Annotated in this window: 16 protein-coding genes and 2 pseudogenes; 14 read left to right on the top strand and 4 right to left on the bottom strand. The window is 66.2% G+C overall.

What is annotated here, in order from left to right; all coding sequences use genetic code 11:
* Positions 1-522 precede the first annotated feature (522 nt).
* The 4 genes from FCN77_RS26860 (at position 523) to arsA (ending at position 4,118) form a co-directional block, all read left to right on the top strand.
* A complete protein-coding gene (locus FCN77_RS26860; protein WP_254678962.1) occupies positions 523-1,092 on the top strand; it encodes an FAD-dependent oxidoreductase in 570 nt (189 codons plus the stop codon).
* Positions 1,068-1,709, top strand: a complete 642-nt coding sequence (locus FCN77_RS26855; protein WP_254678961.1) for an FAD-dependent monooxygenase — start codon at positions 1,068-1,070, stop codon at positions 1,707-1,709. Before FCN77_RS26860 ends, FCN77_RS26855 begins: the two co-directional genes overlap by 25 nt.
* Positions 1,710-1,953: 244 nt before the next feature.
* On the top strand, positions 1,954-2,358 hold the full coding sequence (arsD, locus tag FCN77_RS11715) for an arsenite efflux transporter metallochaperone ArsD (RefSeq protein ID WP_137322399.1): 405 nt from the start codon (positions 1,954-1,956) through the stop codon (positions 2,356-2,358).
* Positions 2,355-4,118 (top strand): arsenical pump-driving ATPase, encoded by a 1,764-nt coding sequence (arsA, locus tag FCN77_RS11710; protein WP_137322398.1) that lies wholly within the window; start codon positions 2,355-2,357, stop codon positions 4,116-4,118. The genes arsD and arsA overlap by 4 nt, the downstream gene beginning before the upstream one ends.
* Positions 4,119-4,168: 50 nt before the next feature.
* Here arsA and FCN77_RS11705 read toward each other — a convergent pair whose 3' ends face one another.
* The 3 genes from FCN77_RS11705 to FCN77_RS11695 form a co-directional block, all read right to left on the bottom strand.
* On the bottom strand, positions 4,169-4,402 hold the full coding sequence (locus FCN77_RS11705) for a hypothetical protein (RefSeq protein ID WP_137322397.1): 234 nt from the start codon (positions 4,400-4,402) through the stop codon (positions 4,169-4,171).
* 80 nt (positions 4,403-4,482) lie between these two features.
* Positions 4,483-4,824, bottom strand: a complete 342-nt coding sequence (locus FCN77_RS11700) for a GNAT family N-acetyltransferase (protein WP_137322396.1) — start codon at positions 4,822-4,824, stop codon at positions 4,483-4,485.
* A 35-nt stretch (positions 4,825-4,859) separates the two neighbouring features.
* Complete coding sequence (locus FCN77_RS11695) at positions 4,860-5,210, bottom strand: metalloregulator ArsR/SmtB family transcription factor (RefSeq protein ID WP_137322395.1); 351 nt, start codon at positions 5,208-5,210, stop codon at positions 4,860-4,862.
* Between the two features lie 96 nt (positions 5,211-5,306).
* Here FCN77_RS11695 and arsB point away from each other — a divergent pair, with 96 nt between their 5' ends.
* The 9 genes and pseudogenes from arsB to FCN77_RS26840 all read left to right on the top strand — a co-directional run bounded on the left by arsB (position 5,307) and on the right by FCN77_RS26840 (position 11,568).
* Entirely contained in the window at positions 5,307-6,404 is a 1,098-nt protein-coding gene (gene arsB / locus FCN77_RS11690) for an ACR3 family arsenite efflux transporter (RefSeq protein WP_137322394.1), read from the top strand.
* Between the two features lie 26 nt (positions 6,405-6,430).
* Complete coding sequence (locus tag FCN77_RS11685; protein WP_137322393.1) at positions 6,431-6,853, top strand: arsenate reductase ArsC; 423 nt, start codon at positions 6,431-6,433, stop codon at positions 6,851-6,853.
* A 42-nt stretch (positions 6,854-6,895) separates the two neighbouring features.
* Entirely contained in the window at positions 6,896-7,873 is a 978-nt protein-coding gene (gene trxB, locus FCN77_RS11680; RefSeq protein ID WP_137324745.1) for a thioredoxin-disulfide reductase, read from the top strand.
* Positions 7,874-8,065: 192 nt separating this feature from the next.
* Positions 8,066-9,451: an NAD(P)-binding domain-containing protein gene (locus FCN77_RS11675; RefSeq protein ID WP_137322392.1), complete on the top strand. Its 1,386-nt coding sequence runs from the start codon at positions 8,066-8,068 to the stop codon at positions 9,449-9,451.
* A 52-nt stretch (positions 9,452-9,503) separates the two neighbouring features.
* A pseudogene (locus tag FCN77_RS27690) lies at positions 9,504-9,668 on the top strand (three-helix bundle dimerization domain-containing protein); the annotation flags it as partial.
* Positions 9,669-9,778: 110 nt separating this feature from the next.
* Positions 9,779-10,180, top strand: a complete 402-nt coding sequence (locus FCN77_RS26850; RefSeq protein WP_254678960.1) for an arsenate reductase ArsC — start codon at positions 9,779-9,781, stop codon at positions 10,178-10,180.
* Positions 10,177-10,599 (top strand): low molecular weight phosphatase family protein, encoded by a 423-nt coding sequence (locus FCN77_RS11665; protein ID WP_137322391.1) that lies wholly within the window; start codon positions 10,177-10,179, stop codon positions 10,597-10,599. Before FCN77_RS26850 ends, FCN77_RS11665 begins: the two co-directional genes overlap by 4 nt.
* A 2-nt stretch (positions 10,600-10,601) precedes the next feature.
* Positions 10,602-11,096 carry an MFS transporter gene (locus FCN77_RS26845; RefSeq protein ID WP_254678959.1) on the top strand — a complete coding sequence of 165 codons (495 nt, stop codon included), beginning with the start codon at positions 10,602-10,604 and terminating at the stop codon, positions 11,094-11,096.
* Between the two features lie 214 nt (positions 11,097-11,310).
* Positions 11,311-11,568, top strand: a complete 258-nt coding sequence (locus FCN77_RS26840; protein ID WP_254678958.1) for a hypothetical protein — start codon at positions 11,311-11,313, stop codon at positions 11,566-11,568.
* A gap of 84 nt (positions 11,569-11,652) precedes the next feature.
* On the opposite strand, the gene FCN77_RS11655 is transcribed toward FCN77_RS26840, so the two are convergent.
* Positions 11,653-12,039, bottom strand: a complete 387-nt coding sequence (locus FCN77_RS11655) for a MerR family transcriptional regulator (protein WP_137322390.1) — start codon at positions 12,037-12,039, stop codon at positions 11,653-11,655.
* Between the two features lie 177 nt (positions 12,040-12,216).
* On the opposite strand from FCN77_RS11655, the pseudogene FCN77_RS11650 reads away from it, so the two are divergent.
* Positions 12,217-13,739 (top strand): annotated as a pseudogene (locus FCN77_RS11650) (SulP family inorganic anion transporter).
* Positions 13,740-13,906 lie beyond the last annotated feature (167 nt).

The following is a 13,906-nucleotide window of genomic DNA, read 5'->3' as shown; positions in this document are numbered from 1 at the left end:
ACGACCGTTCGGCTGCGTGGAGCCCCACCAGACCGCGGCACAAATCTCCACGGCCCCGGCCAAGCGCGTCAACGCAGGCCGCTCAGCGAAAAAACTGACCGCATCGCGCCAGCAGCGCCAGGTGCCCCGTCACCGATCATCGCCACAGCCATCGGGTCGACGACGCGGCGTCCGGACGAACGCTTTTGTTGTCCATGCAGTCAAAATACCCCCGTCGTCTGACGGGGTCCACGGCGCGTCTTTGACTCTCGGACGAGACCTGCACAGCTATTCTCGAAGCGTTATGTGAGTAGCATGCGGCTCCGGCAATTGCCCGGCAGCTGGCAAGGACGCGGGTCCTCCCGCGGTGTGCTGCTCCCTACGCCCCGTGCGCCATATCCCAAGCAGGATGCGAAACCGAGTCCTGCGCGTTGGACAGCCCGCGGGGAAAGAGTCAAGAATGAGCCAGCAGGTGGCGTTGGAGTTCTTGCGCTCCCGGCCGGGCTCCTTCAGCCCCTTGGATCTGATCGTTGGAGGCAGGATATGAAGGCCGTGGTTGTCGGGGCAGGCATTGCGGGTCTCGTCGCGGCCCGCCAGCTCAGCTTGGCCGGCTGGGACGTCGAGCTCCTCGAGAAATCGGCTGCTCCGCGCCCCGACGGCTACATGATGGACTTCTTTGGCCCGGGAGTGGAGGCGGCGGAGCGGATCGGCCTCTACCCGCGGCTCGCAGCGGTGGCCTACCACGTCGAGGCAGCCGAGTATGTCGATGCAACAGGACGCCCCACGTCCAGCCTCGACTACGACCAGTTCGCCCGGCTTGCCGGCGGGAAGGTCCTGAGCCTGCTGCGCCCCGACATGGAGCGCGCCGCCCTCGCTGCGCTCGACGACGTGGCCCCGGGCCGGGTGCGGGTCCGCTACGGGGCACCGGTAACCCAGGTATGGAGTGACGAGGACGGCGTGCGGGTCGCCGTCGATGACTCCCCGGATGTGACGCTCGCCGCGGACGTCCTCATCGGGGCTGACGGCATCCATTCCGGAGTCCGCGCCCAGGTGTTCGGTCCCGAAGCGGAGTACCTGCGCCCCTCGGCATGCGTGCAGCCGCCTTCATCGTGACCGAACCGCTCCTGAATGCCCGTTTCCGGAACCGCTTCGTCCTCACCGACAGCATCGACCGGATGGCCGGGCTCTACAGCCTCCGCTCTGACGAGGTGGCCGCATTCATGGTCTACCGGGACGCCGCAGGCGCGAGAGGGCACCAGCGATCCGGGAGTCCGCGGGAGCGGCTGCGCCGCGAGTTCGCCGGACTCGGCCACGCGGTCGACCGGCTGCTGGAACTGTGCCCCGAGCATCCGTACGACGATGTGGTCGCACAGATCGTCATGCCGGGCTGGCAGAGGGGCCGGACCGTTCTCGTGGGGGACGCCTGCGGCGCCGTGTCGCTCCTCGCGGGCCAGGGCGGCTCGCTCGCAATCGCCGGTGCCGCGCTACTGGGGGACATCCTCGGACCCGTGGCCTCACCTGAGGGGATCAGCTCAGCCCTCGCCGAATTCGAGCAACGCTGGCGACCCGTGGTCGAGGAGGCCCAGGCCGCCGGCAGGCGCACCGCCGCATCGTTCCTGCCCGCCAATCGGACCCAGCGCCTCCTGCGTCAGTGGATCATACGGGCCACCCATCTGCCGGGAATCGACCGGCTGGTGGCCCGCCAGATCGTGGGCAGGATCGCAAAGTAAGCGGTCATAGGTTCTGGGCAGGTGTCCACTTTCTGGATCAACACCCGGTTTCTCCGCACTCCCCGCATGCGTGGTAGTGAACGGTAGTCAGCGTCACTCACGGCACCCCTTCCATGCATCGATGGTCATCGATACACTGAGAGGAGAGTCGCAACATGCTGTCCCCTCTTGGACGACGGCCCCTAATGAGTGGGGCTCTGTATCGGCTTCGAATCGAACCGCCATGAACGTCAAGGAGAACCACATGCCTGCTATCCGAATCTACGAGTCAGCTCTCTGCTGTGACACCGGTGTTTGCGGCCCCGACGTGGACCAGTCCTTGGTGGACGTGACCGCGGATGTGCGTCATCTCCAGGGCCTCGGTGCCGACATTGCGCGCCACAACCTCGCCAGCGAACCGACCGCCTTCGCCGAGGACGAGACGGTCCGCGGGTTCATGCACCTGGTTGGATCAAAGGGCCTTCCGCTCACTACCGTCGACGGCGTTACAGTCACCACCGGGACCTACCCGAGCAGGGGACAACTACTGGCATTGGCCGGACTGGGCGAAGCCAAAGCTGAGCCGCAGTCCCGCCCGGAACTTGGCCTGAGTGAAAGGTCCGGCGGCTGCTGCGGCGGCTCAACGGGCTGCTGCCAGGTCCCGGCGTGAAATTTCTTGAGAACGCACCCCGGTTCCTGTTCTTCACTGGCAAGGGTGGTGTGGGTAAGACCTCCGTAGCGTGTGCAACAGCGCTCACCCTCGCCAAGTCCGGCAAGGAGGTCCTGCTGGTCAGCACAGACCCCGCATCCAACGTCGGGCAGGTTTTCGGCGAGACCATCGGGAACACCGTCACTGCCATTCCGGATGTGCCGGGTCTCTCGGCGCTGGAAATTGACCCGGAGCAGGCAGTCGAGGCCTACCGTGAACGGATTATCGCGCCCGTCCGCGGACTCCTGCCGGAAGAGGAACTGGTCGGCATCGCCGAGAGCCTCTCAGGTTCCTGCACTACGGAGATCGCGTCCTTCGACGAGTTCACCAACCTGTTAGCCGACGACAGCTCCTATGGAGAGTATGACCACATCGTCTTCGATACCGCGCCGACAGGCCACACGATCCGTCTGCTGCAGCTGCCGGGCTCCTGGACCGACTTCCTGGCGGCCGGCAAGGGGGACCCGTCCTGCCTGGGCCCCCTGTCGGGACTCGAAAAGCACAAGCAGGTGTACGCCAGGGCGGTCCAAGCCCTTACCGACCCCGCGAGGACACGGCTTGTCATGGTCAGCCGTGCGCAGACATCGTCACTGAGCGAAATCGAGCGGACTTACCTCGAACTCAACCAGATCGGAATCGGGGGCGGTTACGTCGTCGTCAACGGCGTCCTGCCGGAAGCCGCCGGCGATGAGGATCTGGCGCAGGCCCTGCGGGCACGGGAGGCTGATGCCATCGCGGCCATGCCCGAGGTCGTCGCCGGACTTCCCCGCGATGTTCTGGATCTGAAGCCGGGCAATATGGTCGGCATTCCGGCGCTTGCGTCGCTGTTCGAGGCGACTTCCGGCGCGCATATCACCGCTGACGCCGCGCTGGTCCCCGAGATTGAGGACGCCCCGCTGGCTGCCCTGGTGAACGAAGTGGAGGTCGACGGCCACGGTCTCGTGATGTGCATGGGCAAGGGCGGGGTCGGGAAGACCACCCTCGCTGCCGCCATTGCGGTCGCCCTGGCCAAGCGCGGACATGCGGTGCACCTGACTACGACTGATCCCGCAGCGCACCTCACCGAGACGCTCCATGGTTCCATCCCGGGCCTGACGGTTTCGCGCATCGATCCGGCAGCGGCCATCCAGGAATATCGAAGCCACGTGATGGAGACCAAGGGCAGGAGCCTGGACGATGACGGGCGCGCGGCCCTCGCTGAGGATTTGATGTCCCCGTGCACGGACGAGGTGGCTGTGTTCCGGCAGTTCTCCAGGGTGGTCCAGGAGTCCCGCCGGCACTTCGTGGTGATTGACACGGCACCCACCGGCCACACCCTGCTGCTCCTGGATGCCACTGGCTCGTACCACCGGGAGATCGCCCGCCAGGTCGGCGACACGATGGGGTTCGTGACGCCCCTTATGCGGCTCCAGGATCCGGCGCAGACCAAGGTTGTTCTCGTCACGCTGGCCGAAACGACGCCCGTGCTCGAAGCCCAGGAGCTGCAGAATGACCTGGAGAGGGCCGGAATCCAACCGTGGGCGTGGGTCATCAACAACTCGATCGCCGCCGCGCACCCGCAGACGCCTTTCCTCCGGGCCCGCGCCGCGAACGAAATCGAACAGATCGCGATGGTGCACACCCTGACGGACAGGGTCGCCCTGATTCCGTTGCTGCCCGAAGAGCCCATCGGCGAAGAGAAGTTGTCGGCCCTGACCGCACTCAGCTCCCTGCCCGCCTGACGTGAATCCGGCCCCGCTCCCCCGTGGTGGCGGGGTTGTGACCCGTCCGGCTAGCCGTCCAGGCGCTGCGCCAGCAGTGCTTCGATGTCCCTGGCGGTGGCGTCCAGCCTGGCGATCGTGTCGCGCTGGATGGCCCGCAGGTACTCGGCATCGGACTCGCCGTCCTGCAGCCAGTTCTCGTCGCCGGGCGAATCCATCATCTGGCGCGTGTTGGCTGTCGCGGTCCTGATGTTTTCCAGCATCGCCCGCAACCGGTCTTCCATGGTCGGAGTTTCGGTGTGCATTGTGTCCTCCTTCTTGGTTGCCGTCCTAATGTCAGGTCCTTCGGGGCCACCTTTGCCGTGCCGGGCGCGTCGCGCAAGAACTAAAGGACCTGTGTGCGCCGTTCGATCAGGACGGTGTCCCGCCATTGGCCGGCAGCGGGGCCGTGGGCCATCCGGGCAATCTTTTCCCGGATGGCCCACAGCCCTGAATCCGTGAGCGAGGTGAAGCTGCAGGCTCGGCTCGTTCTCAGGAAAGAAACAGCGGACACGGCCGCCCAGCCAAGGATCCCGCCGGTGGGCGCCTGCGCCACCAGGCGGTGGGAGGCGAGCCTCGAATGGTCGAAATGGCGCCAGTCCGGCACCCCGGCTTCGAACGTTGCCTGCCCGGTCGCGATTCCCTCGCCGTAGATCCTTTGGACCTCGGGCCAATCTGAGTCCTGCATCGGCCGGACGGTGACGTCGCGAGGCGGAAAGTGACTCACAGGGACGCCAGGAGGCCGGCCGTCTGCTCCATAGCGCCGGGAACGAGGGAGTAGTACGCCCAGGTGCCACGCTTCTCGCGGTGCAGCAGGCCGGCGTCGACCAGAATCTTCAGGTGGTGGGACACAGTGGGCTGCCCCAGGTCCAGCGGCTCGGTGAGGTCGCAGACGCAGGCCTCCCCGGCCACGGCGCCCCTGACGATGGAGAGCAGGCGCAATCTGTTGGGATCGGACAGAGCCTTGAACACGAGGGCCCTTTGCCGGGCATCCTCCGCGCTGAGGACAGGCTGACCGGACGGTGCGCAGCAGGCTTCGTCCAGGGCCGGCTCAACAGTTTGCAGAGAATTCATGTGTCTATTATGCACACAGATTGACATTCATCGATATAGTTGTGAATACTTCATATCGACAAGCATCAATCTAAAGCTGAGCAGCACAGGAGTCCCGTGAGCACCCAGACTGACCCGTCGCCCACTCCAGGAAGCGAGGTTGCCGTTGTCGGCAAACTCTCCACCCTGGACCGTTTCCTGCCGGTGTGGATTATCGCCGCCATGGTCCTGGGACTGCTCCTGGGCAGTTTCATCCCGGGCCTGAACACCGCCCTCGAGGCGGTCAAGGTCGGCGAAGTCTCGCTGCCGATAGCCATCGGGCTGCTGGTGATGATGTACCCGGTGCTGGCGAAAGTCCGTTACGACCAGGCGCACCGCGTCCTCGGCGACCGCAAGCTGATGATCACCTCATTGGTGCTGAACTGGGTGCTGGCGCCGGCGTTCATGTTCGCCTTGGCCTGGATCTTCATCCCGGACCTGCCCGAGTACCGCACGGGCCTGATCATTGTGGGACTGGCCCGCTGCATCGCCATGGTGATGATCTGGAACGACCTCGCCTGCGGTGACCGCGAAGCTGCCGCCGTGCTGGTCGCCATCAATTCCGTGTTCCAGGTCATCGCGTTCGGCGCACTGGGCTGGTTCTACCTCCAACTGCTGCCCTCCATGCTGGGGCTCCCGACCACCAGTGCGGACTTCTCCTTCTGGGCCATCACCGCCTCGGTACTTGTGTTCCTGGGGATTCCGCTGCTGGCCGGATTCCTCACCCGCACGATCGGCGAAAAGGCCAGGGGCCGCGACTGGTATGAGGGCACGTTCCTGCCGAAGCTTGGCCCGTGGGCGCTGTACGGCCTGCTCTTCACCATCACGCTGCTGTTCGCGCTGCAGGGCGGCACCATCACGTCCCGCCCCCTCGACGTCGTCCGGATCGCCCTGCCGCTCCTGGTCTATTTCGTCGTCATCTTCGGCGCCGGCATGCTGATCGGGAAGTGGCTCGACCTCGGCTACGCCAAAACCACCACGCTCGCCTTCACTGCCGCGGGCAACAACTTCGAACTGGCCATAGCCGTGGCGATCGGCACTTACGGTGTGACTTCCGGGCAGGCGCTGGCCGGCGTCGTCGGGCCCTTGATCGAAGTCCCCGTCCTTGTTGCACTGGTTTACGTGGCCCTTTGGACCCGCAAACGCTACTTCACCTCCAGCCACCTTTCCGTCTGACCCTCAAGATACTTCAGGAGAAACCCATGAGCACCGAAACCGCCAAGAAGCCGTCCGTCCTGTTCGTCTGCGTCCACAATGCGGGCCGCTCCCAGATGGCCGCCGCCTTCCTCACCACCCTGAGCGAGGGCCGGATCGAAGTCCGCTCCGCCGGATCCCAGCCCGCCGACAAGGTCAATCCGTCCGCCGTCGCCGCGATGGCCGAGCTTGGCATCGACATGTCCTCCGAGATTCCGAAGGTCCTCACCACCGAGGCCGTGAAGGAATCCGACGTCGTGATCACCATGGGCTGCGGCGACACCTGCCCGATCTTCCCGGGCAAACGCTACGAGGACTGGGAACTCGAAGATCCGGCAGGCCAGGGCGTCGACGCCGTCCGCCCGATCCGCGACCAGATCAAGGCCCGCATCGAGGACCTCATCGCATCCCTCACGCCCGCCGCCAAGTAACCCCGCCCCGAGACCAGGAGAGACTTCGTGAGCACCAAAGAATTGAGCACACAGCAGCTGATCATCATCGGATCCGGCCCCGCCGGTTACACCGCGGCCATTTACGCCGCCCGGGCCGGCCTGAAGCCGCTGGTCCTGGCGGGTTCGGTCACCGCGGGCGGCGCCCTGATGAACACCACCGAGGTGGAGAACTTCCCCGGCTTCCCCGGCGGGGTCCAGGGCCCCGAACTCATGGACGGGCTGCAGCAGCAGGCGGAGCGCTTTGGCGCCCAGGTGGTGTTCGACGACGTCACCGAAGTGACGCTCACCGGCCACCTCAAGCGCGTGGTCACCGGAGCCGGCGAGACCCACGAAGCTCCCGCGGTCATCCTCGCCACCGGCTCCGCGTACAAGGAGCTCGGCCTGCCTGAGGAGAAGAAGTTCAGCGGCCACGGAGTCTCGTGGTGTGCCACCTGCGACGGGTTCTTCTTCCGTGACCAGGACATCATCGTGGTCGGCGGCGGCGATTCCGCGATGGAGGAAGCCACCTTCCTGACCCGCTTCGGGAAGTCCGTGACCGTCGTGGTCCGCAAGGGCGAGCTCCGCGCCTCGCGCATCATGGCCCAGCGGGCGAAGGACAACCCCAAGATCCGCTTCGCGTGGAACTCGGCCGTCACCGCGATCCATGGCGACGGCAAGGTCACAGGCATCACCCTGACCGACACCCGCACCGGGGAAACCCGCGAGCAGTCCGCCACCGGCATCTTCGTCGCCATCGGCCACGTCCCGCGCACCGAACTGTTGCACGGCCAGGTCGACCTCGACGCCGAGGGCTACATCAAGGTGGACTCCCCCACCACCGTCACCAACCTGACGGGCGTCTTCGCCTGCGGAGACGCCGTGGACCACCGCTACCGCCAGGCCATCACCGCCGCCGGCACCGGGTGCGCCGCCGCCCTCGATGCCGAGCGCTACCTCGCCGCGCTGGACGATGCGGACAGCATCGCCACCGCCCTGGTCGAGGAACCCACACACGCCTGACCCACGGGAGGAAAGGGGGTGAGCTGAATGGATACCGAATGCTGCACCGATTCGACCTGCGCCGACACCAGCCAGGACTGCTGCGACAACGACCTGGACTGCTGCTGAGCAGTGCTTCCGCCGCCTGCCGGTCCCTCATGGACCGGCGGGCCCCAACGATGAACCGCCCCAACGGATGAAACAGAGGACACCATGGCTGCACAGAACAACCTTCCCGTAGCTGTCATTGGGGCCGGCCCCGTCGGCCTCGCGGCGGCAGCGCACCTGATCGAACGCGGCCTCGAGCCGCTGATCCTGGAGGCCGGCCCGACTCCGGCCGCGGCCATCGAGCAGTGGCGCCACATCCGGCTGTTTTCCCCGTGGCAGTTCAACACTGACTCCGCCGCCGTCCGCCTGCTCGACGCCACGGGCTGGGAATCACCGGAGGTGTCGGCGCTGCCCACCGGCGGCGAACTCATGGACCAGTACCTCACACCTCTGGCTGCACTTCCCGCGATCGCCTCCCGCCTGCACACCGGCGCCCGCGTCGTGGCAGTGACCCGGCAGGGTATGGACAGAACCCACAGCCGTGACCGAAACACCACACCTTTTTTGGTCCGGGTCGAACACGCCGACGGAGAAGTCCGCGACTACCAGGCCGCGGGAGTCATCGACGCGTCCGGCACCTGGGCGACCCGCAACCCGCTCGGAACCTCCGGCCTGCCAGCCCTCGGCGAAGCTGCCGCAGCCGACAGGATTTCCTCACCACTGCCGGACGTCCTGGGCTGCGACCGCGACCGGTTCGAGGGCCGCACCGCGCTCGTGGTTGGCGCGGGCCACTCCGCCGCCAACACCCTGATCAACCTCGCCGAACTCGCCAGCCAGTCACCGGGAACCAAGATCATCTGGGCTATCCGCGGCGCCTCCGCCGCCAAGGTCTACGGCGGCGGAGACGCCGATGGGCTTGCCGCCCGCGGCCAGCTCGGCAGCCGGCTCCGCAGCCTCGTCGAGACCGGCGCGATCGAACTGCACACAGGCTTCGGGATCGCCACGCTCGCAAGGGTCGACGGCGTCGTCACCCTGACCTCCACGGACGGCCTTACCCTCGAGGCCGACGTCGTGGTCCCGGCCACCGGTTTCCGCCCCGACCTGGGCATCCTTCGGGAACTGCGGCTGGAACTGGACCCGGGAGTCGAGGCCCCGCGTGAGCTCGGCCCGCTGATCGACCCCGAATTCCACTCCTGCGGCACCGTCGAACCCCACGGCGCCAAGATGCTCGCCCACCCGGAGCAGGACTTCTACATTGTCGGCATGAAGTCCTACGGCCGGGCTCCGACCTTCCTGCTCGCCACCGGCTACGAGCAGGTCCGCTCCGTCGCCGCGGCGCTGGCCGGGGACCGGGAAGCGGCGGACACCGTCCAGCTCGAGCTGCCGGAGACTGGCGTCTGCTCCTCGGACTTCGGCACCAGCTGCGATGTTCCTGCCGCCGCCACCGCGGCTTTCGTGGCGGAAACCTCCGGCCGATGCTGCGGAGCGCCAGAACCGGTCCTCGTCGGCTTCCCCACCGGACTGGCCCACGGCCGCTCCGGCGAGAACTGAGCTCCTTCCCCTGTTTTCTGTTTTCGTCCAACGACCACACTGGAGTGCTGACATGACTTACCACCCTGAACACGGCCTGGGCCTGCAGGACAACACCGAGCTCCTGCACCGGATCAGCGCGCGCCTGGCCGACCGGTTTGCGGGCGTGTTCGCAGCGGAAACGGTGGAACGCTACGTCTTCGAGTCCTACACGGCCCTGGCCCGGACCGCGAAGATCACCACGTACCTGCCATCGACCACCGAGCACTTCGCCAGCGACCGGCTCAACGCCCTGGCCAAATCCAAGGGGCCGTCACCAGCGACGTCCCGGAGGTGCTGTTCGTCTGCGTGCAGAACGCCGGCCGGTCCCAGATGGCCGCAGCCCTGCTCACCGTCGAGGCCAAGGGGAGGATCCGCGTCCGGTCCGCCGGCTCCCTCCCTGCCGCCGCACTGGACCCCGCCGTCGTCGCAGCGATGTCCGAAATGGGCCTGGACCTCACCAAGGACTATCCCAAACCCCTCACTGACGACGTCGTGCGCGCCTCTGACGTGGTGATCACGATGGGTTGTGGCGACTCCTGCCCGATCTACCCTGGCAAACGCTACGAGGACTGGGAGCTGGCAGATCCGGCCGGCCTGCCCGTCGCGGCCGTGCGGATCGTCCGCGATGAGATCCATGACCGGGTCAAGGCACTGGCAGCATCACTGCTCAGCAACCCCGACGCAGACGAGGAAGAATCAAAGGCATGAACCCGACCACCAAAACGCCCAGCGTCCTGTTCGTCTGCAGCAAGAACGGCGGGAAGTCCCAGCTCGCCGCCGGACTGATGAACCAGCTCGCAAAGGGGACCGTCACGGTGCACTCCGCCGGGACCAAACCCGGCAAGTCGCTGAATCCCCAGTCCGTGGACTCGCTGGCTGAACTCGGCATCGACATCACCGGCGAACACCCCAAACCTGTCACCGACGAAGTACTGAACGCGGTCGACGTCGTCATCGTCCTGGGCAACGAGGCAAAAGTCGACGCCCCCGAGGGCAAGCGGCTTGAGGTCTGGGATACCGACGAGCCCTCCGAGCGCGGCGTTGAAGGCATGGAACGCATGCGCCTGGTCCGGAATGACATCAAGGCCCGGGTCCGGAAGCTGTATGCGGAGCTCACCGGGAACTGACCGTGCCCGCGCCCGCTCCCACCCGGATCCTCACCGCGGAGGGTGCACCGTGCGGATCCTCACCGCGGAGGGTCACCCAGACGACCGGGTGGGGCGTGCTCTACTACGCCTTGATCGCGGCGGCCCGCCCCATCAGCGAGGACACCGGGTGGGACCCGGCCCTGGTGACGGGAGCCTTTTCCGCCGGCCTGCTGGTCTCCGCAGCGGCCGGCATCCTCGTTGGCAGGATCCTCGACAGGACCGGGCCGCGTACGCTGATGATCGACGGATCCCTCGTCGGAGTGCTGGCGCTGGTCATGGCGGCAATGGCGCCGAACCTGCCAGTGTTCTTCGCGGCCTGGCTTGTCGCCGGCATCGCGCAGGCAGCGGTCCTGTACCAACCGGCCTTCACGGTGATCAGCCGCTGGTACGGGCCTGCCCGCATCCGGCCCCTGACCGTCCTGACCCTCGTCGCCGGGTTCGCGTCCACCATCTTCGCCCCGTCACCGCAGCCCTGACGTCCGCGTACGGCTGGAGAAGCGGCTTCATCATCCTCGCCGTGATCATGGGAATCATCACCGTGCCGCTGCACGCCCGCTACCTGAACCGGAGCTGGGCCCCGGCCGCCATCCCGCCCGCGCCCGGCTACCGATCATCGCCGGAACGGCAGCCTGCGCCGTCCTCCTCCTTGCCGCCCTGCCCGGCCCCGTCCCGCTGCTGATCGCGGCCGGAATGCTCGCCGGTGCGGTCCGCGGCTGCCAGACCCTGCTGCAGGCAACCATCGTCGCCGACCGGTGGGGAACAACAAGCCTCGGCTCCCTCCAGGGAACTTTCGCCGCAATCGCCCCGGCGGCCGGGCCGGCAGTGGCAGCCTGGCTCGGAACCTACACGAACATGGCCTATGTCATGGCTGCAGCCGCTGCGACCGCAGCAGTCATCGCCGCCGTCACCTTACGGCGGCCCCGGGAAATGCACACTGATGTCCCTTGAGGACTGGCTGGACGGACCGACCCGGCCAGCTACCTGACGGAGTGGGACCTGGAGGACGCGCGGACAGCGTTGGAGCGCCACTGCTCATCGTGGGCCCCGGCCGCTCAGCCTTTGGATGAGCTCGTCAGCCTGGGCCAGGTTCCGGGCCATCTTGGCCCGCTGGTGCACAGCCTTCTCCAGGAATTCCGCCAGCGTCCCTGATCGTTCAGATGCCGCGTCGTCCGGGGCCGCCAGAAGGCCAAGGATTTCAGCCATTTCCTCCAGCGAGAACCCGAGCGGCTTCATCTGCTTGATGACCGTGAGGCGTTCGAGATCATCCTCGGAATACACTCTGAAGCCTCCGTCCGTGCGCGCTGTGGCTGGCAGGAGCCCTACGTCGTCGTAGTGGCGGATGGTCCGCAGGGACAGACCCGTCCTCTCCGCCAGTTCACCGATGTGCATGGTGCTGGTGCTGCTGGTCTTAGCCGTCATCAGGTCCTCCGTCCTGTTCTGATTTAAACCCTACCATCACGTTAGGGTAAGGTTTAGGCACTGGGGTGAGACCTTCCAGACTAATCCCCCTCTGACCGGCGCGGCGCTGCGCCCCCTCATTCATCAGCAAAACGAAGCCGCAGTCGCGCGTCTTCTTGACCATGAACGGAGCCAGAAATGGCCGTTACAAAAACCGGACACCCCCCGGCGTTCACCCCCGAACAGCTTCAATCGGTCCGGGGCACCCTGATGTCGCCGCGCCGGCTCAAGACCGAAGTCCTCGCCGGGCTCGTCGTCGCCCTGGCCCTGATCCCGGAAGCCATCGCCTTCTCCATCATCGCCGGCGTCGACCCCAGGATCGGGCTCTTCGCATCCTTCACCATGGCCGTCACCATCGCTTTCGTCGGCGGACGCCCCGCGATGATTTCCGCGGCCACCGGCGCGATTGCCCTGGTCATTGCCCCACTGGTGAGGTCCCACGGCGTGGACTACTTTGTCGCCGCCGTCATCCTCGCCGGCATCTTCCAGGTCATCCTGGGCCTGTCCGGGGTCGCCAAGCTCATGCGGTTCATTCCCCGGTCAGTGATGGTGGGCTTCGTCAACGCCCTGGCCATCCTGATCTTCACGTCCCAGGTCCCGGAACTCCTTGGTGTTCCGTGGCTTGTCTACCCCCTCGTGGCCCTGGGCCTGACCCTCGTCTTCGGCCTGCCCAAACTGACCAAGGCTGTGCCGGCCCCCTGGTCGCAATCGTGTTCCTGACGCTGATCACCGTCTTCGCGGCCGTCGCAGTACCGACAGTGGGCGACAAGGGCGACCTTCCTGATTCGCTGCCGACACTGTTCATCCCGAACGTGCCGTTCAGCCTCGAAACCCTGCAGATCATCTTCCCCTTCGCCCTGGCAATGGCCTTCGTGGGTCTTCTTGAATCGCTCATGACGGCCAAGCTCGTCGACGACGTCACTGACACCCGCTCCGACAAGACCCGCGAGGCCTGGGGCCAGGGCGTCGCCAACATCGTCACAGGCTTCTTCGGCGGAATGGGCGGCTGCGCCATGATCGGCCAGACCATGATCAACGTCAAAGCCTCCGGCGCGCGGACCCGGATCTCCACCTTCCTCGCCGGCGTCTTCCTGCTCATCCTCGTCGTCGCACTGGGCGGCATCGTCTCCGTTATCCCCATGGCGGCGCTGGTCGCCGTGATGATCTTCGTTTCCGTGGCCACCTTCGACTGGCACAGCATCCAGCCCCGGACATTGAAGATGATGCCCAAGAGTGAAACCATCGTCATGCTCGCCACCGTCATCGTCACCGTCGCCACCCACAACCTGGCGATAGGCGTCGGCGTCGGCGTGCTCGTGGCCATGGTCATGTTCGCCCGCCGCGTGGCCCACTTCGTCACGGTCGAACGGTCGGTCAAGACCGTTGACCGCCACGAAACCGCCACCTACGTCGTGGACGGTGAACTGTTCTTCGCCTCCTCCAACGACCTCTACACCCAGTTCGAATACGCCCTGGACCCCGAGCACGTCATCATCGACATGCACGCCTCACACCTCTGGGACGCCTCCACCATCGCCGCGCTGGACGCCATCACCGAGAAGTACCACCACCACGGCAAAGACGTGAAGATCATCGGCCTCAACGACGCCAGCACCCTCATGCGCGAACGCCTCGGCGGCAAACTCGGCGGGGGCCACTAAACCAGCCAGGAATCCCATAGAGCTCCCCTTCCGACTTGGAAAGGGAGCTCTCGGCCTCCGCGCTCCCCTGCCCTGGCTTTTCTGTTTCTGGAAGTACGTTTCGAGCATGAAGGTGCGCTCCTTCCGGCCCCGGAGTTTGCAGGCGCCGGAAGGAGCAACGATCTTTC

Origin of the sequence: Arthrobacter sp. 24S4-2 (genome assembly GCF_005280255.1) — a bacterium.
GTDB lineage: Bacteria > Actinomycetota > Actinomycetes > Actinomycetales > Micrococcaceae > Arthrobacter.
This window is presented reverse-complemented; position numbering and strand designations above follow the sequence as displayed.